Source organism: Roseburia sp. OM03-7AC (assembly GCF_003462625.1).
Classification (GTDB): domain Bacteria; phylum Bacillota; class Clostridia; order Lachnospirales; family Lachnospiraceae; genus Roseburia_C; species Roseburia_C amylophila.
On sequence record NZ_QTZJ01000002.1, the window covers coordinates 137055 to 154124 of the forward strand.

Annotated in this window: 21 protein-coding genes; all 21 read left to right on the forward strand. The window is 41.7% G+C overall.

Annotated features, from left to right (window positions below; genetic code table 11):
• The 21 genes from DXB39_RS07035 to DXB39_RS07135 all read left to right on the forward strand — a co-directional run bounded on the left by DXB39_RS07035 (position 1) and on the right by DXB39_RS07135 (position 17065).
• Positions 1-498, forward strand: coding sequence for a hypothetical protein (locus DXB39_RS07035; RefSeq protein ID WP_117841402.1), 498 nt, complete (start codon positions 1-3; stop codon positions 496-498).
• Positions 495-1034 carry a DUF7666 domain-containing protein gene (locus DXB39_RS07040; RefSeq protein ID WP_117841401.1) on the forward strand — a complete coding sequence of 180 codons (540 nt, stop codon included), beginning with the start codon at positions 495-497 and terminating at the stop codon, positions 1032-1034. The genes DXB39_RS07035 and DXB39_RS07040 overlap by 4 nt, the downstream gene beginning before the upstream one ends.
• Positions 1031-3178, forward strand: a complete 2148-nt coding sequence (locus DXB39_RS07045) for a PcfJ domain-containing protein (RefSeq protein ID WP_117841400.1) — start codon at positions 1031-1033, stop codon at positions 3176-3178. The genes DXB39_RS07040 and DXB39_RS07045 overlap by 4 nt, the downstream gene beginning before the upstream one ends.
• Before the next feature lies 1 nt (position 3179).
• Positions 3180-4289 (forward strand): hypothetical protein, encoded by a 1110-nt coding sequence (locus DXB39_RS07050; RefSeq protein ID WP_117841399.1) that lies wholly within the window; start codon positions 3180-3182, stop codon positions 4287-4289.
• On the forward strand, positions 4286-4576 hold the full coding sequence (locus DXB39_RS07055; protein ID WP_117841398.1) for a hypothetical protein: 291 nt from the start codon (positions 4286-4288) through the stop codon (positions 4574-4576). Before DXB39_RS07050 ends, DXB39_RS07055 begins: the two co-directional genes overlap by 4 nt.
• Entirely contained in the window at positions 4576-4803 is a 228-nt protein-coding gene (locus tag DXB39_RS07060) for a hypothetical protein (RefSeq protein ID WP_117841397.1), read from the forward strand. Before DXB39_RS07055 ends, DXB39_RS07060 begins: the two co-directional genes overlap by 1 nt.
• Positions 4803-5300, forward strand: coding sequence for a hypothetical protein (locus DXB39_RS07065; protein WP_117841396.1), 498 nt, complete (start codon positions 4803-4805; stop codon positions 5298-5300). Before DXB39_RS07060 ends, DXB39_RS07065 begins: the two co-directional genes overlap by 1 nt.
• Complete coding sequence (locus DXB39_RS07070; RefSeq protein ID WP_243006006.1) at positions 5297-5875, forward strand: hypothetical protein; 579 nt, start codon at positions 5297-5299, stop codon at positions 5873-5875. The genes DXB39_RS07065 and DXB39_RS07070 overlap by 4 nt, the downstream gene beginning before the upstream one ends.
• 24 nt (positions 5876-5899) lie before the next feature.
• Positions 5900-6130 carry a hypothetical protein gene (locus DXB39_RS07075; protein WP_117841395.1) on the forward strand — a complete coding sequence of 77 codons (231 nt, stop codon included), beginning with the start codon at positions 5900-5902 and terminating at the stop codon, positions 6128-6130.
• 20 nt (positions 6131-6150) lie between these two features.
• Positions 6151-6492, forward strand: a complete 342-nt coding sequence (locus DXB39_RS07080) for a hypothetical protein (protein ID WP_117841394.1) — start codon at positions 6151-6153, stop codon at positions 6490-6492.
• 214 nt (positions 6493-6706) lie between these two features.
• Positions 6707-7468, forward strand: a complete 762-nt coding sequence (locus tag DXB39_RS07085) for a terminase small subunit (protein ID WP_158565974.1) — start codon at positions 6707-6709, stop codon at positions 7466-7468.
• Complete coding sequence (locus tag DXB39_RS07090; RefSeq protein ID WP_243006005.1) at positions 7407-8855, forward strand: terminase large subunit domain-containing protein; 1449 nt, start codon at positions 7407-7409, stop codon at positions 8853-8855. The genes DXB39_RS07085 and DXB39_RS07090 overlap by 62 nt, the downstream gene beginning before the upstream one ends.
• Positions 8856-8866: 11 nt before the next feature.
• The gene (locus DXB39_RS07095) at positions 8867-10840 is read left to right on the forward strand and encodes a portal protein (protein ID WP_199535123.1); all 1974 of its coding nucleotides are present in this window, start codon (positions 8867-8869) and stop codon (positions 10838-10840) included.
• A gap of 9 nt (positions 10841-10849) precedes the next feature.
• Positions 10850-11200, forward strand: coding sequence for a ribosomal-processing cysteine protease Prp (locus DXB39_RS07100; protein WP_117841391.1), 351 nt, complete (start codon positions 10850-10852; stop codon positions 11198-11200).
• A gap of 48 nt (positions 11201-11248) precedes the next feature.
• Entirely contained in the window at positions 11249-12151 is a 903-nt protein-coding gene (locus DXB39_RS07105) for a hypothetical protein (protein WP_117841390.1), read from the forward strand.
• Positions 12152-12168: 17 nt separating this feature from the next.
• A complete protein-coding gene (locus DXB39_RS07110; RefSeq protein ID WP_117841389.1) occupies positions 12169-13149 on the forward strand; it encodes a N4-gp56 family major capsid protein in 981 nt (326 codons plus the stop codon).
• An 11-nt stretch (positions 13150-13160) separates the two neighbouring features.
• A complete protein-coding gene (locus DXB39_RS15045) occupies positions 13161-13481 on the forward strand; it encodes a hypothetical protein (RefSeq protein WP_242988676.1) in 321 nt (106 codons plus the stop codon).
• Between the two features lie 67 nt (positions 13482-13548).
• Entirely contained in the window at positions 13549-13914 is a 366-nt protein-coding gene (locus DXB39_RS07120) for a hypothetical protein (RefSeq protein WP_117841388.1), read from the forward strand.
• Between the two features lie 11 nt (positions 13915-13925).
• Complete coding sequence (locus DXB39_RS07125) at positions 13926-15746, forward strand: hypothetical protein (protein ID WP_117841387.1); 1821 nt, start codon at positions 13926-13928, stop codon at positions 15744-15746.
• On the forward strand, positions 15739-15921 hold the full coding sequence (locus DXB39_RS07130) for a hypothetical protein (protein WP_117841386.1): 183 nt from the start codon (positions 15739-15741) through the stop codon (positions 15919-15921). The genes DXB39_RS07125 and DXB39_RS07130 overlap by 8 nt, the downstream gene beginning before the upstream one ends.
• Entirely contained in the window at positions 15908-17065 is a 1158-nt protein-coding gene (locus tag DXB39_RS07135; protein WP_117841385.1) for a hypothetical protein, read from the forward strand. Before DXB39_RS07130 ends, DXB39_RS07135 begins: the two co-directional genes overlap by 14 nt.
• Positions 17066-17070 lie beyond the last annotated feature (5 nt).

The window sequence follows — 17070 nt, forward strand, 5'->3', positions numbered from 1 at the left end:
ATGTTTGAAAAATTTGGCGAATTCAAAACCGTAGAAAAATTAAACAAAAAGGCAGCAGAGCTGAAAGCAGAGGGATTATATAAAAGCATTGTTGAAATTGCAACAGAAAACGGACTTGATGAAGAGGATGCAGAGGACTATGCAGCAGGTGAAACGGAGGTATTGGCAACACCATGTACCGCAGCACACGGAAGATTGAAAGCGGAATCAGAAGATTTAAAGATTGCCGGAGTGCTTATGGACTGGGTGGATGAAATACGTCAGGAGTGCCTTGAGAATGAAAAAGTATGCGCCGGAGTGATGAATCATTCACTTGCCGGATATATGGCTATTTTACTGGAAAAAGGATTTGAAGAAAAAGCGGTGGTAGACAAACGCATTGTGCAGCAGGCAAAGGAAGTGGCAAAAGTAGCAGGCGACCATGGAATTTCAATTGGATTCCCTAATATGGCAGAGCGCAAGAAGACCATCAAGGCATATTACGGAGGCACAAAATGAGATTTGCATACAAGGGATTTAATAAAGACCTGACATGCACCATGGGAAAAGGAACCTTCCAGTATGAACCGGGGGTATGGCACCGGGAAGACAAGGCGCACTGTGCAAAAGATGGATTCCATGCCACAGATAACCCGCTCGATGTGCTGAATTACTACAGAAATGGGCGTTACTTCATTGTGGAGCTGGCAGGCAACATCGATGAGGACGGATATAACACCAGGATATCTGCTCCGGAAATACGGCTTATCAAGGAGCTTACAAAGCTGGAACTGATAAGGGAAGGCGTCATATGGCTGGCAAATCATCCGAAGATGAAGTCAAATTCTGTTGTGAGAAACAAAGGGACAGCATCAGACGGATATGTGATCGTGCGAGGGAGAAGCCCGGTGGCAGCAGGCGGAAAAGGAGACACTGTTTTTTTGATAAAAGAGGACAAAAGTGGCGAAATTACAGAATGCGCAGAGTATCCGATAGACGGAAAAAAGTACCTGCCGGACACCTATTATGATGTGAAAGGGAGGAAGGTACAGTGAAAAAGAATGAGTTGAATAAGCTGAGAAGACTTCCAGCCACACCAGCCATGATTTACATGGCGAAAATGCCGGGAAAAAAAGTAAGAAGATATAGGGGCGGATTAAATAAAAGACGCTATGCCTATGTGTGCCGGTGCCAGAATCTTGGTAAATACTTAAAAATTGCAATATGCCGGTCAGATGATGTGAAAAAGGGAATCACAGAACCTGCATGGGATGTGTTCATTGACTTTAAAGACGGGGCTTATATCACAAGAGAAAGGCAGAAAGACGGCTCATACAAATGGCGGACAGCAAGGATAGATAACCTGGACGACGAAAACTGGTGGAATTTGTATTACGATTCAGATGAAATGTATTACCTGAATCCGGCAGGAAAGGCAGAGATAAAGGCACTGCTGAAGACGGAAAAAACCGGGATAGAGGGGGTGATTGAATGGCAGAAAAAAATCCGGTCGGACAAGGAAGAGGAAAAGGCAAAAAGGCTGATGGATGCATGGGACGCAGCCATGAAGGATGTTCCCAAAAAACTGCCGGAAGGATTTGAAAAATTCTGGAAAACAGAAGCATTCAGCGACCATTATATTTTTTATAATGGAGCAGACGCAGAGACGGGTTACTGTACCGGATGTCTTTGCGAAGTCCCGATAAATAAAAAACCAAAGCATAATGAATGGGAAAAATGCCCGCACTGCGGAAAAAAGATAATCTATGTTTCTAGGAAGAAAAAAAGAAATCTTATCTGGTCCTATGGCACTGCCATCTTGCTGCAGAGATACCGTAATGGAATCGTGGAAAGAACATTCCAGTGTACAAGGGCGGACACGGAAGCATATTTCCATGCAGGAGAGACAGGCTTATCAATCCGTGAGACAAAAAGGATACTTTTCACAGATGAAGGGCTGGAGGAATACCACTATGAGGACTTCAAACTGAAAGGAAAGTGCTGGAGAAGACAGGACAGAGTAAACATATATTATGGGAATTATGAAAAAATCTACAAGAGAAATCTATCTGCTCTGCTGAAAAATACAAACACGGCATATAACATTGCGGTCAAGCATGGCTATAAAGAAAATCCTATTTACTTCATGAAGAGGGAAAAAACCAACCCGCTGATTGAAAAAGCGTACAAGGCAGGGCTTTACGCAATGGGAACAGAGCTGATACGGAGCGAATACTGGTACAGAGAGTTAATAGACGAGGAGCAGACAGAACTTATAAAGGCACTGCAGCTTGACAAGGCAAGACTGAATCGCCTGAAAAAGATGAATGGAAAGAGATGTGAGCTTCTATGGCTTCAGGACGAGAAAAAGGCAAATACTGTATGGAGGGATGAAGATATTAAGACGCTTGCAGAAGCAAGAGCGGGCGGAGCAGACTGCAGTATCCTTCAATATGTCAGCGTGCAGCAGGCGGCTAATTACTTGAGAAAGCAGCAGGCGGTAAGAAAGAGAGCATTATCCGACATCTGGATGGACTGGGAGGATTACATAAACATGCTGGAAAAGAGAAAGACGGATATGACAAACGGTATGTTAATCCGGCCAAAGGACTTGACCGTGGCACATAATGAGCTGGTGCTCCAGGAAGATATGTTGAAGAAAGGCACAGAGATAGAGGAGAAGAAAAAGACCTTTAAGAAAGCGGAAAAGCTGATGCAGGAAGGAACATTGAAAAAGTATGAGTATCAGAATGATAAATACTGCATTGTTGCCCCAACCGGCATAAAAGACATCTATGTGGAGGGCATGGCATTAAAACACTGCATACACACTTGCGACATCTACTTCCAGCGCATTGACATCCGGGAAACATATCTGCTTTTCCTTAGAAAGACAGAAGCACCGGATACCCCATGGTATACATTGGAGGTAGAGCCGGGCGGCAATATCAGACAGAAGAAATCAGTATTAAATGAAGCCTATGCAGACCTTGAGGATGCAATGCCTTTCCTGAAAGAGTGGCAGCAGTGGGTAAAGAAAAACCTTTCAAAAGAGGATGCGGTGCTGGCTGATAAGAGTAATAAGGCAAGAAAAAAGAACTATGGACAGCTCAGAAAAGAGAAAAAGCTGATATGGCATGGAAGACTGCAGGGTACCATGCTGGTGGATGCATTAGAAAAAGACTTTATGGAGGTTTGATATGGAAGGATTAAGAGAGATTCAGAACTACGAGCAGTTTAAAAAAGCACTGGATACAGAGCTTGCAAATCAGGCAGCAGGCTTCGTAAGAACCGGCTACCTGCTGAAAAAGGCAAGAGACACAGATATCCTTGCATCATCCGGATACAGTACAGTAGCTGAATTTGCAAAGGCAGAATATGGTCTTTCAAAAGATATTGTATCACGGTACATAGCCATTAATGACAGATACAGTGAGGGCGGTTATTCTGACCGCCTCCAGGATAAGTACGAAGGGTACGGCGTGGCAAAGCTCCAGGATATGCTCACCCTTCCAATTGAGGTAGTAGATCTCATATCGCCTGAAATGACAAGAAAAGAGATTGCAGAAGTCAAGGCAGAGGTCAAAGCAGAGGAAGCCATATCACCATTAGAAGTAGCCATTGAGGGCACAGATGAGCAGCAGGCGGATATGGAACTGTGCCAGAAAGCCATATACAAGTACGCAAAGGATAATCCGGAAAAGTTCAAAGAGCTGGTGAAGTGGACAAAGGATGGAGATTCAGAAGAGCTTGAGAGCATCCTGGCACCATCAGGAATTGCAGTATTGGCTTCCAGGCCACAGGGAATCGGAAAGGTATTCACATCCTTCAAAGGAGAAGGGCAGCCAGTGGATATTCTGGCAGTCAAAGACAATGAAAAACAGACCTTAAGCATGGATGAGTACGCAGCCAAGGTCAGAGAGGTATTTGTTCCGGTGGCAGATATGCCGGATGCATATGAAAAAACCTTCGGAGTTGCACCGGTGCAACCGGAAAACGTTCCTGAAAAGCCAGAAAACGTTCCTAAAAAGCCGGAAAACGTTGAAAAAACAGAATGCGAGGTGCTTTCCGGAGAAGTTGTGGACAATGAGCCGGAAGAAGTACAGGAAGAAAAAGCTACAGAGGAAGCTCCGGCGGCAGCAGGCTTAGATAAAAATGTATTAAGAGGTTATGCAGCGGCAGTAAGTTCCAGTATTAAGAAGCTGGACCGCCTCTGGGAAAACCGGGAATTGGAGAAGTGCTTGGAAGAATTAACAAGCATATGCTGGAGAATAGAGCAGATACAGAAGAATGGAGGGAATGCAGAATGAAACCAGTAGAAAATGAAGAGTTAATTGAAGCAGACATAATAAGAGTATTTTTCCACAGCGAGAATGAAACCTTTAAATGCCTGGAATTAATGCCTACAGAGGAAGAGAAAGAGACATTAACTTTTGAAGATATTTATAATCTGGCCAAGAAGAACGGACTGGCAGAGGAGGATATGTACATTCTTATGATTGCAGAGAATCCGCTGAGCGGAAAAGTTTACAAGCACGGCAATTATAAACCATGGAATACATGGTATGAATGCGGAGAGACGGAGGGATTTGCATAATGAGAAGAAGACGATGCAAGCAGTGTGGAAAGCTGTTTATGCCAGTAGGCAAGGAAGTAATCTGCTCAGTAGCGTGCCGGCAGGAACGGATGAAGGAAAGAGCAGAAAGAAGAAAGGCGGCATATAAGAAGCCGGAGCTTAAGGTAGGAAGCATTGCCTGGGTAAATGCAAAAGCGAGAGAAGCAGGCATGACATACGGAGAGTATGTGGGAAGGAGTGGGATTTGATGGAAAACGAACGTATTAAAGTATCAAGTCTAGACATCATTGTGACAATGATGGATGAAAAGCCATATTACGAAATTAAGTACAAGGAAATCGGAGAGAGCTATCACCACATAGGATACAGTTCATATGAATTGAGCAACGTTTTAAAGTGGAAAAAGGAATGCTTTGAAATCGTGAGCGAAACACCGAGTGATGCGGAAAAACAGGGGTTATTACTGAAGTTGCCGTGCAGAATTGGCTCGGACGTATACATAGTTCCTAGTGAAACGAATTTTCGAATGAATATTTTTGAGGGGTTCCCTAAAAATAACAGAGTTTTTCACCAGAAAGTGGCTTTAATTACTTTTACAGAAAACGGATGGTATATGGAAGGAGATATAGACAGGGAATGCTGTACATGCCGAACGCTGCAAGAAAACAAGTATAAGAAGACATGGTTTTTATCAAGAGAGGAAGCCGAAGCCAAGCTGAAAGAAATGGAGGGTAGAGCACAATGAGAGAATTCATGAGAAGAGTTCCAATAAAAGCCGGAAAGAGGGGAAAAGATGATGAAAAAGACCTAGTAAGAGACATATTGAGAAAGTGGCCAAAACTGATAGCATGGCTTGAAGAAAAAGAATACTTTACAGCGCCGGCTTCAAAGGATCATCACGGAGCGTATGAGGGTGGATTAATGAAGCATTCACTCCAGGTGGCATATGAACTTGAGAGAATAACCGTAAAGATGGGTTTAAGGTGGGAGAGACCGGAAAGCCCAGAGATAATAGGACTACTACATGACGTATGCAAGCTGGATGATTATCATACTGTCTCAATTGGGGACGAGCCGGCCAAAACTGGAATTGAACGGAACAAAGAAAGACTGTACCCAGGACACGGAGACAAGAGCCTTATCATGCTGATGGGCTTAATAGACCTCACAGAAGAAGAGAAAATGTGTATCAGATATCACATGGGAGCGTTCACAGATAAGTCAGAATGGGAGTTTTACAGCCGGGCGGTGCGGAGATACCCGAATGTTCTTTGGACACATACAGCAGATATGATAGCTTCTCAGATAAAGGGCGTGTGAAAGTGTAGGAGGGAGAAGGCGGTAATGAATAAAACAAGTGACGCAAAAACGAAATGTCCGTTTTTTATAAGGGATTCAGCTACAAAGATAACATGTGAGGGCCCGGGAAAAACAGAATTGGCAATTGGATTTAAGTCGAAGGTAAGAAAAAGAACATATCAGAAGCAGAATTGCTACAAGTATAAATGCAAGTGTGAGATTAAGAGGATGATGGAAGAAAAGTATGATAATAGACCAGAATGTGACAATGGATAGAAAAGAACAGGAGGAAAAACGTGAAAAAGCAACGGAAAGAGATACGTCTAAAAAGGAAACGCCTGAAAGCAGAGTATAACGCTGCCTTGAGAGAAAACAGAAGATTAAACAATGAATTAAGCTTCAAAGCAATGGAATATGACAGAAAAGAGATTAAAACATTAGCAGCTCGGGAAGTAATTCTACTACAGGACGTAATTGAAATGGGAGAAAATCGGATGGTAGAAATTGCAAAAAATATGCTGGCGCGTGAAATCTGCGAAAAACTCAAAGAAAATGGAGCAATCCAGTTTGAAAAAGACTATAGCCCTATACATAATGGATTTATTGTGGATGCAAGGGTGAAAATCGTTATGCCATAGACGTATTATAAAGCAATGAAAAAATATGAGCGTCAGCACATCTGTAAAGTATGCTGATGCTCATATTTTTTTACTTAAAATCTTCCATCATGAGAGGGAGCAGTTCTCCGGTTACTTGCAAAATGCACAAAAAATAAAAAAGGAGACAGTTTCGGGGAGAAAAAGGATGCATCTCTTTATAAAATACAGGCAGAAATGGAGAAGGGAGGACCGTATGGGAGAAGTACATGAAGAAGCAGAAAATGATTACATGCTTGGCATGAAATATAAAGAAATAGCGGAAAAATATGGAATCAGCCTGAATACGGTCAAGTCCTGGAAGCAACGATATGGATGGGAAAGAGGCGGTGGAAAAAAGTGTGCACACAAAAAGCGAAAAAAAGTGTGCACACAAAAAAAGAATGCATATACAGAAGAAGAAAAAGATTTGCCAGAAGAGGAGAATGCAGTAGACAGAGACGAGCTTTTTTGCCAGTATTACGCAAAATCTTTCAATGCAGTAAGAAGCTATATGCGTGTTTATCACTGCTCTTACCAGTCGGCGGCCGTTTCTGCACATAATAAGCTAAAAAATCCTAAAATCAAAGAACGCTTGGAAGAGATCCGGCGGGACAAGATGGAGAGAATGCTTCCAAAAGAAGAGGATGTAGCTGAACTGCAATCAAGAATCGCTTTTGCTGATTTATCAGACGTTGTAAATGTATCTGCATATGGAATGAGCATTAAAAATCCGGATCTAATAGACTGGCAGACAGTAAAGGCCATAAAGAATACAGCGCATGGAGTAGCTATCGAACTGAAAGATTCGCAGAAAGCAATTGACTGGTTGGACAAGCATGGCTTTAAAGGTGAAGACGATGGAGAGGACAATGAAGGAGTAGTATTCCTGCCACCAGTAAAGGAGGTGGATGAAGATGAGTGCTTCGTGGATGCCACAGCCGAAGCAGAAGATATTCATGGAAAGACCGGAGTATGAGGTCTTATTTGGAGGAGCAGCAGGCGGTGGAAAGTCAGATTCCATGTTAGCGGAAGCGTTAAGACAGATAAACATACCAAATTACAGAGGAATCATATTCCGAGACACAGTACCGCAGCTTGAAGGATTAATTACACGATCCTATGACTTGTACGGCAATTTGAAGGGGCAGCGCCCCAAATTTAATGAAAATAAAAAGCGCTGGCTGTTTGAGTCCGGCGCAAAGATATTTTTTGGATACATGCAAAGAGACTCTGACCGCTTCAACTACCAAGGAAAAGCATACGATTTTATTGGATTTGATGAATTAACACATTTCTCACTGACGCAGTATCAGTATATGATGTCTCGTAACAGACCAATGGGACCTGGTACAAGGGTATACATGAGAGCGACAGCGAATCCGGATGGAAAAGGGATGGCATGGGTAAAGCAGAGATTTGTAACGCCTGCACCGCCAAATACAAGGATTGTGGAAAGGTACAGCGTGCTTAATCCGAAGGGTGAGAAGATACAGCTTTCACGAGACAGGATATACATACCGGCCACAGTATTTGATAATAAAAAACTGTTAGAGAATGACCCGGATTATTTAGCAAACCTGGCGGCATTGCCAGAGGCAGAAAGAAATGCCCTGATGTATGGCTCATGGGACAGCTTTAGCGGACAGGTTTTTACAGAATTCAGAGATGATCCAAATCATTATAAAGACAGAATGTGGACGCATGTAATTGAGCCATTTCAAATACCGGACCATTGGAAGATATACCGGGGGTTCGACTTCGGATATGCAAAGCCGTATTCAGTTGGATGGTATGCAGTAGATACAAAGGGAAAGATATACCGGATAGCAGAGCTGTACGGTTGGAATGGAATTGCTAATCAGGGATTAAAAGAGCATCCCGTAGAACAGGCAAGAAAGATTCGAGAAGTCGAAGAAAATAATCCGTTGCTGAAAGGTAAGAGAATCACAGGTGTAGCGGATCCGGCTATATTTGATGAGTCAAGAGGAGAATCTGTTGCCAGAATGATGGAGAGAAGCCCTAATTTTGTATATTTCCATGGCGGAGACCATGTCAGACTGCCGGGAAAGATGCAGTATCACTATAGGTTTGCCTTCGATGAAATGGGAGATTGTATGTTTCAAATTTTTAACACATGCAGAAACTTCATCAGAACAATCCCAAACCTTACATATAGCGAGACAATTCCAGAAGATATTGACACAACAGAAGAAGACCACATCTATGATGAATGCAGATATGTGCTTATGGAGCACCCAATTGCTCCGAGAGGAAATGTATTACAAAAAAAACCGGCATTCGACCCACTAGATATGTTCAAAGAGCAAAAAAGAAGCCAAGGAGTACAGATATTAAATATTTAGGAGGATGAGAGATGGCTTATAAAAAAGGAAAAATAACAGAAGTTGCACCGGTGCAACAGGAAAAAGAACAGCAGGATACATCAATGCAGACGAAATTAAAAGAAAATGAGATGCCGGAAGAGCAGACGGTAGATGCTATCACGGATGATGATGTGAAAGAAGCAGCAGAAGTATTGAGGAAATATCATGCCGGAAAAAAGAACCTTGAAAATACAATTGTGGAAAACGAGGAATGGTGGAGGTTAAGGCATTGGGATTATGCAAGAAAAGAACAGGAAGAGGAAGCAGAAAAAAGAATAGAACCACGGTCTGCATGGCTTTTTAACGCACTTGCCAATAAGCATGCTGACATCATGGACAATTTTCCAGAAGCAAATGTGCTTCCACGAGAAAAGAATGATGAAAGAGCAGCCAAGGCTTTATCAGAAATCATACCGGTTATACTGGAACGAAATGAATTTGAAGAGACGTATTCAGCTTGCGGATGGTATAAATTAAAAAATGGAACTTGTGTAACAGGCGTATTCTGGGATGGTTCGAAAGACAATGGATTAGGCGACATATCAATTAAAAATGTCGACATTATGAATCTTTTCTGGGAACCAGGAGTAAAAGATATTCAGAGGTCGAAGAATGTATTCTATGTATCCATGGAAGACGTAGAGGACATAAAGGCTGCTTATCCAGATAAGGAGATAATGGCAGGTAGTGATATCAGTCTTACACAGTACATAAAGACGGAAGCGGAAGATAATACAGAGAAGGTTGCGGTTGTAGACTGGTATTATAAAAAAACGATTGTACTTGAAGACAATAATGGATTGATTAAAAGAAAGAACGTGCTGCATTATTGCAAATTCTGCAATGGGAAAGTGCTCTATGCGACAGAAAATGACGAGGAATTAAAATATACAGGGCTGTATGATCATGGACTATATCCATTTGTGTTTGATGTATTGTTTCCAATCGAGAGCAGTGTCTGCGGATTTGGATATGTGGATGTCATGAAAGATACACAGGCATACATAGATAAGATGCAGCAGGGTATTCTTGAAAATGGATTGTCACTGGCAAAGCCAAGATGGGCGGTCAGAGACGATGTGGGGCTGAATGAAAATGATTTTTGCGATTTTTCAAAGTCACTTGTGCACTTTAGCGGAAACTTGGGAGAGGATGCTTTTCGACAGATCACATCGACACCAATGGCGGGCATTTATGAAACCATTTTGAATAATAAAATCGAAGAACTGAAGGATACTTCTGGAAATACAGCAGCGGCACAGGGACAGACCTCTAATGTTACTTCAGCAAGTGGAATTGCAAGTCTCCAGGAAGCATCCGGAAAATTATCGAGAGATGCAAACAGAGCGGATTATAGAGCATTTACAAAGATATGCTATCTGGTGATTGAGCTTATCAGACAATTTTATGATGAGCCAAGGGAATTCAGAATTACCGGAGAAACTGGACAAACAGATTATGTGACGTTTGATAATAGCGCATTAAAAGGACAACCAATGGATACAGGATTTGGACAGGCACAGTCAGAAAGAGTTCCAATTTTTGATGTAAAGGTTGTACCAGCAAAGCAGAGCGCATACACCAGGGAGACACAGAATCAGCTTGCATTACAATTCTACAACCTTGGATTTTTTAATCCGCAGAATGCAGAAATGACTATCGGATGTCTGGATATGATGGACTTTGACGGAAAAGACGAGGTGAAGCAGAGATTAAATAAATCCCAGACATATTACAACCTGTACTTACAGATGCAGCAGCAGGCTCTTGCACTGGCACAGGCAGTAGATATGTCGAGTGGCGGAACAACGAATTATGCAGAAAGAATAGCGGGAAATGCACAGCTTGCAATGCAGCAGGCAGAAGAACCTATGGCACAGAGTCAGTCCGTACTGAATCGAAACAGCAATGGCTCATTAACAAGTCAGGCGGCACATGCGACTAGAAATTCTACGTCAGTATAGGAGAAAGATATGCTTAAAGTCAGAGTGAGAGAAGAAGAAAATCTGCTGGAAATAAAAATGGAAGGCCATGCTGACTATGCAGAAGCAGGAAAGGATATTGTGTGCTCGGCATGCAGTATCCTTTTATTTACGCTTCTTGAGGAATTGCAAAAGCAGCAGGCAACAGGAAAAGTAAAAATTACGGTCTTGGAAATGGAAGAATCCGGGAGATGCAGAATGGAAATAACGGACTGGGTCAAAGAGACAGAAGTAGTATTAGAAACAATTTTTAACGGCTATAAAATCATTGAAAAAAATTTCCCAAAAAATATTTCATTTGTGGCAAAAATTGGGAGTTGCAAAAAAAATAAATTGATATAGTGCAAGTGGTTTAAGAAAAAAACATGGCACTTCGGAAAGGACGAAAGTATGAGAAAAAAATATTTTAACTTGCAGTTTTTTGCGGAAGGTGGAGCAGGCGCAGCTTCAACTGGAGCAGAAGGAACAGCAGGACAGGCGGAAGGGCTCAACGCCGGAGCCACAGACGGTCGAACAGGTAACCAGGACGACGCTGGAACGTCGCAGGATGCGACAACACCGGAAGACACAGAAAAAGCCTTCGAGGAACTGATTAAGGGCGATTACAGAGACGCATATAGAAAGCGTACAGAAGGAATCGTTAAGGACAGATTGAAAAAATCGAATGAAACAATCAGTAACTTGCAGAAACAGTATGATGCAATGACTCCAATCATGGGAGAGCTTGCTATGCGTTATGGTCTTGAAGCGGATGATGTGGAAGGACTCGTAAGAGCAGTACAGCAGGACAATGCACTTCTGGAAGATGAAGCAGCAAGACATGGAATGTCCGTAGACCAGCTTCGGGAAGTAAACCGGGTAAAACTGGAAAACAAGAAACTGACAGAAGCAATGGAACAGTTGGAGAAGAAAAAAGAAGGCGAGCAGATTTATGCACAGTGGACACAGCAGGCGGATGCATTAAGAAAGAAGTACAACATGGACTTTAACCTTAATGAGGAACTTGCAAATCCAGACTTCACGGCAATTCTTAAAGTTGGTGGAAGCATTGAAGCGGCTTACATGGCCACACACCATGATGAGATTATGACATATGGAATGGCGCAGGCAGCAGAAACAGCAAAAAACAATGTAGTAAAAAGCATCAATTCAAAGAGTGGAAGACCAATTGAAGGTGCAGCATCTTCCGGTTCTCAAGAAACAGTGAAAGTAGATGTTAGAAATTTAACGTCTGAGCAGATGAGAGAATACGAGAAGAGAGCACTCAAAGGAGAACGTATTTCTTTCTCGTAATTCAGAAAGGAATATATATGAAAATCAGAAATATCTTGCAGTTTTTTGCAGACCCGAATACACAGACAACTGGTACATCCAGTCTGTCAGCAGAAAATAAAACATTTTACGAAAAGGAAATGATTGAAGAAGCATCCCCAGAATTGGTGCATGACCAGTTTGGAGATGATTATCCGATTCCTAAAAACGGTGGTAAACAGATTGAGTTCAGAAAGTATGACTCTTTGAAACCGGCGAATACACCACTTACAGAAGGTGTGACACCGGATGGAAATAGCTTAAGCGTAAGTACAGTTACAAGTACGGTAAAACAGTACGGAGATTACATCACAATCTCTGACGTACTGGACCTTACAGCCATTGACAACAATGTTGTGCAGGCTTCAAAAGTATTAGGAGCTCAGGCAGGCTTGACATTGGACAATGTAACAAGAGACGTTATGGCCGGTGGCACAAACGTATTAATTGTTGGAGACAGAGCAACAAGAGCCCAGTTAACAGCAGCAGACACACTGACGCCGGAAATCTTCTTCCGTGCCGCAGCTATGCTTGAAACAATGAATGCTCCAAAAATTCAGAAATCTTATGTAGCCATTATTCATCCATACGCAGCATATGACCTTATGCGCAGCGAGGAATGGATTGACGTACATAAATATGCAGCACCAGAAGCAATCTTTGAAGGAGAAATTGGAAAGATTGGAAATGTACGTTTTGTATCTACTTCAAACGCAAAAATTTGGAAAGGCACAGGATGCCCGGCAGATACTGCAGTATTTGGTACATTAGTACTTGGAGCACATGCGTATGCCAAAACCGGTATTGATGGCGGAGCATTACAGATGATTATCAAGCCGGCAGGTGCAGGACAGGACCCATTAAACCAGCGCTCCACGGTAGGATGGAAAGCAATTAAAACGGCAGAACGTCTGATAGAACAGTATATGATTCGTATTGAATCAACATCAAAATTCAGCGGAAGCGTAGAGGCAAACTAGGAGGAAACTGTATGGGAACAAAAACAGAAGGAACGAAAGTAGCAGAAGAAACCAAGGCAACAGAAGAAACCAAGGCAACAGAAGAAATTCAGGTAAAAGATGCGGTAGAAGCTGATCCATGGAAAGAAGAAGTTAAGTTCATGGCACCATTGGATGGTGAAAAAGGAGACATTTTTGTAGCTTTAAATGGACATAATTACAGAATTAAAAGAGGGGAAGAGGTAACCATTCCGAAACCAATCTTTGAAGTTCTGAAGAACAGTACAGAAATGGACCAGCTTGCAATGAGAAGACAGCAGGAACTTATTGCAAAAGGAAAGGCTTTTAACTAATAAGAGATTCCATTAAAACGAGGAGAGGCACAGCATTGTTGTGCCTCTTTTTTAGAAGGAGAGAGACATGAAGGTAAATGAAGCAATAACAAAGGTGGATGACCTGGAACCAAATACTTATGAGGATAACGAAAAGTTAGATTGGATCACTGAATTGGATAAAAGAATTGCTATTGAAATCCTGAACGTAAGAGAACGTGAAGAGGATGTAGTGGTAGAGCCTTATACAGAAGCTGATATGGATAAAGAACTTCTTGTGCCTGCCCCATATGACAATTTATATGTTCAGTGGCTTATGAGCCAGATTGATTATTATAACAATGAAATGGACAGATACGCAAATTCAGCAGCTATGTTTAATCAGAAATACCAGGATTTTGCTAATTACTGGTACCGGACACATAAAAGCTCTTTAAGGGCAACAATGTATTAGAGAGGTGACATATGAGATTACCTAAACTTCAAAGTACAAGGTCGGAAACCAAGGTACTGAGTGCATTTGGCGGCTACAATGCCAATGGAAGAATACAAGACGGGGAATTCTCGGATATGAAAAATATGACGGCGGATTATTATCCGATACTGTCTCCGAGAATACCGAGAGGAAAATTGCGGGACCTTACAGACTGTAAAGGCCTGTATGGCACGGATAAGCTGGTGTGGGTAACAGAGAATAAGCTGTACTATAACCAGTCAGAAGCGTGTGATTTAAAGGAATCATGCAAGGATAAGGAAAGAACATTTGTAAGAATGGGAGCATATTTGTGTGTCTTCCCGGATAAGGTTATGTACAACGTATATGACCAAACATTAACCGATATGGAAAATAAGGTAACCACCACAACAAAGCCATCCTTTACGCTTTGCAAAATGGACGGAACGGTATTTCCCGAAAAGAAAACATATACCGGTGATACAGAACCGGATAAAACGCAATATGAATACTGGATAGATACTTCTGAAAATACAGTTGTAATGAAAATATGGAGTGAAAACTCTGCAGCATGGGTATCTGTAGGAACAACTTATGTAAAGATACAGTCACCAGGCATAGGGAAAGGTTTTAAAGTATATGATGCTGCTACATTCAGTGGAGTAGATAAAAGGGCTGAGATTTATAACAATTATGACTTTAATACATCCAATATTCTGTATGGTTGCGGGGATGATTATGTAATTGTGATGGGTCTGATTAATAAAGTATTTACGAACAGTGAGAATATAACCATCTCAAGGACAGTCCCGGATATGGATTTTGTAACTGAGATGGATAACCGGTTGTGGGGGTGTTCTTCTACAAATCATGAAATATATGCTTGCAAGCTAGGAGATCCAAAGAACTGGAGATGTTATATGGGTCTGTCCTCTGACAGCTACGCAGTAACGGTGGGTTCGGAAGGGGATTTTACCGGTGCAATATCTTATTCCGGTAGTGTACTTTTTTTTAAAGAGGGTGGCATGCACAGATTATTTGGTGATAAACCGAGTAATTATGAACTTTCATGGAAACCTATGCGTGGCGTTCAGTTGGGTTCGGAAAAGAGCCTGATTGTATTAAATGAGGTTTTATATTATAAAAGCCGGGATGGTATATGCGCATATAACGGAAGTATGCCAAGTAAGATATCTGGAAATCTTGGAACAGAGATGTACTATGATGCAGTTGCCGGAGGATACCGTGATAAATATTATGTCTGCATGAGAGATGAACTTAGTAATTACTGTACTTATGTGTATGACATTACAAAGGGAATGTGGACAAAGGAAGATGAAGGAATTAAGAAAGCCTTTGCATATTCAGATGGCGGACTGTATTTCTTAGATAAGAATAACTCTATCTGGGTAATTAATTACGAACAGATATTTATGCCAATAGCTCCAATGGATGATCGGTTTGGAGAACAGTATATGTATCCGGGAGAGTGGTATCCTGGAGCAATTCCAGTTGGAGAGGAAGAAGAAAATCAGGAATGGTATGCAGTGACAGGGGATATGGGTCTTGACTCCATTTATAACAAATATATCAGAGAGCTGGTTATCCGGCTTGAGATAGAAGCAGATGCATATTTCAAGATAGAGATAATGTATGATTCGGAAAACTGGCAAAAGGTAATGGAATATACAGGAACAAAAAAACGGTCATACCAGGTGCCGGTTCGAATAAAACGATGCGACCATTTTAAACTAAGATTATCCGGAAAAGGCGCAGTTAAAGTATATTCAATAGCACAAATGATACAGGAAGGAAGTGCAGTAAGTGGCTAAATTTGATTATCCAAATGTAGATATAGAGAACATGTCAAATGAACAGAATATAGAGAGCTTAAAGAGCTTTCTATACAATCTTTCTGATACACTGAATTATTCATTAAATCAGGTAGATGCAAGGATATCGGCACTAGAAGAATCAACAGGAGGTAAGGACAATGGGGAATCATAAAAACTGGGAGGAAGTAATATCTGACGGGACACGAACAGCACAGACGAATCTTGATAACCATCTGAACAATAAAGTTGGAGATTATCAGGAGTCGCAGAGAGTGCAGGATGCTTATAAAAACTATACAGACACTCAGAATGCAAAGCCTGGGGCTTATAACAGCAGGTATCAGGGGGCAATTGATACAATTTTAAATAGAATACAGAATAAAAAGCCATTTTCATACGATTTCAATGCAGACCCATTATACCAACAGTATAAGGAGCAGTATGCTAATCTGGGGAAACAGGCAATGCTTGATACAACATCACAGGCAGCAGCATTATCCGGAGGATATGGCAATAGTTATGGAGCAACAGCAGGCTCTCAGGCATACCAGGCATATCTTGGAAAGCTGAATGATATTATTCCGGATCTTTATGGACAGGCATTAGATAAATACAATACAGACCTCACCAATATGTATAATGAGTATTCCGCATTGGGACAGGCAGAGGATAGAGCATATGGACAGTATCAGGATAAATACCAGAATTGGCAGAATGATACCAGTAATGCATTGAATGCATATAACATTCTTCATGGAAATGATTTTGACGAATATCAGCAGAAAGTAAGTAATTGGCAGAATGACAGAGATTATCTGTTTAATGCACTTCAGAATTCACAGACTAACGATAAGTATTTGAATGATTACAACTATCAGGTAGACAGAGATAATGTTGCAGATAACCAGTGGCAGCAACAGTTTGATTATCAGAGGCAGAGAGATCAAATCGCAGATGAACAGTGGGCACAGGAATTCGCGTTGTCGCAGGCAAGAGCAGCAAGAAGCGGCTCATCTGGACGTAGCTCAAGCAGGAGTTCTTCTAGTTCATCATCCGGTGGAACACGGCCGGCAACGAGCGGAACAATCAGCAACAGCTACTATAATGAGCTAAAAAATAAAGCCGCATCACAGGGAAGCTCATATGCAGACAGCTTGTATAAGGCAGGAATTATTGACGAGGGAATATGGAATAAACTATATGACGACCTTGGCTTTGATGCACCAACAGCTAGAAGCGCAACAAGTACATTAGCAGGGGGAAGTTCTGCACCTAGCTTGAGTGGATTTCTTAACAACAAAAAGAAGAAAAAGTAGGGGGT

Excerpts from the sequence above, each read along its gene's own strand:
- DXB39_RS07035 (WP_117841402.1), top strand. The coding sequence starts at position 1 with ATGTTTGAAAAATTTGGCGAATTCAAAACCGTAGAAAAATTAAACAAA.
- DXB39_RS07040 (WP_117841401.1), top strand. The coding sequence starts at position 495 with ATGAGATTTGCATACAAGGGATTTAATAAAGACCTGACATGCACCATG.
- DXB39_RS07050 (WP_117841399.1), top strand. The coding sequence starts at position 3,180 with ATGGAAGGATTAAGAGAGATTCAGAACTACGAGCAGTTTAAAAAAGCA.
- DXB39_RS07055 (WP_117841398.1), top strand. The coding sequence starts at position 4,286 with ATGAAACCAGTAGAAAATGAAGAGTTAATTGAAGCAGACATAATAAGA.
- DXB39_RS07060 (WP_117841397.1), top strand. The coding sequence starts at position 4,576 with ATGAGAAGAAGACGATGCAAGCAGTGTGGAAAGCTGTTTATGCCAGTA.
- DXB39_RS07065 (WP_117841396.1), top strand. The coding sequence starts at position 4,803 with ATGGAAAACGAACGTATTAAAGTATCAAGTCTAGACATCATTGTGACA.
- DXB39_RS07070 (WP_243006006.1), top strand. The coding sequence starts at position 5,297 with ATGAGAGAATTCATGAGAAGAGTTCCAATAAAAGCCGGAAAGAGGGGA.
- DXB39_RS07075 (WP_117841395.1), top strand. The coding sequence starts at position 5,900 with ATGAATAAAACAAGTGACGCAAAAACGAAATGTCCGTTTTTTATAAGG.
- DXB39_RS07085 (WP_158565974.1), top strand. The coding sequence starts at position 6,707 with ATGGGAGAAGTACATGAAGAAGCAGAAAATGATTACATGCTTGGCATG.
- DXB39_RS07090 (WP_243006005.1), top strand. The coding sequence starts at position 7,407 with ATGAGTGCTTCGTGGATGCCACAGCCGAAGCAGAAGATATTCATGGAA.
- DXB39_RS07095 (WP_199535123.1), top strand. The coding sequence starts at position 8,867 with ATGGCTTATAAAAAAGGAAAAATAACAGAAGTTGCACCGGTGCAACAG.
- DXB39_RS07100 (WP_117841391.1), top strand. The coding sequence starts at position 10,850 with ATGCTTAAAGTCAGAGTGAGAGAAGAAGAAAATCTGCTGGAAATAAAA.
- DXB39_RS07105 (WP_117841390.1), top strand. The coding sequence starts at position 11,249 with ATGAGAAAAAAATATTTTAACTTGCAGTTTTTTGCGGAAGGTGGAGCA.
- DXB39_RS07110 (WP_117841389.1), top strand. The coding sequence starts at position 12,169 with ATGAAAATCAGAAATATCTTGCAGTTTTTTGCAGACCCGAATACACAG.
- DXB39_RS15045 (WP_242988676.1), top strand. The coding sequence starts at position 13,161 with ATGGGAACAAAAACAGAAGGAACGAAAGTAGCAGAAGAAACCAAGGCA.
- DXB39_RS07120 (WP_117841388.1), top strand. The coding sequence starts at position 13,549 with ATGAAGGTAAATGAAGCAATAACAAAGGTGGATGACCTGGAACCAAAT.
- DXB39_RS07125 (WP_117841387.1), top strand. The coding sequence starts at position 13,926 with ATGAGATTACCTAAACTTCAAAGTACAAGGTCGGAAACCAAGGTACTG.
- DXB39_RS07135 (WP_117841385.1), top strand. The coding sequence starts at position 15,908 with ATGGGGAATCATAAAAACTGGGAGGAAGTAATATCTGACGGGACACGA.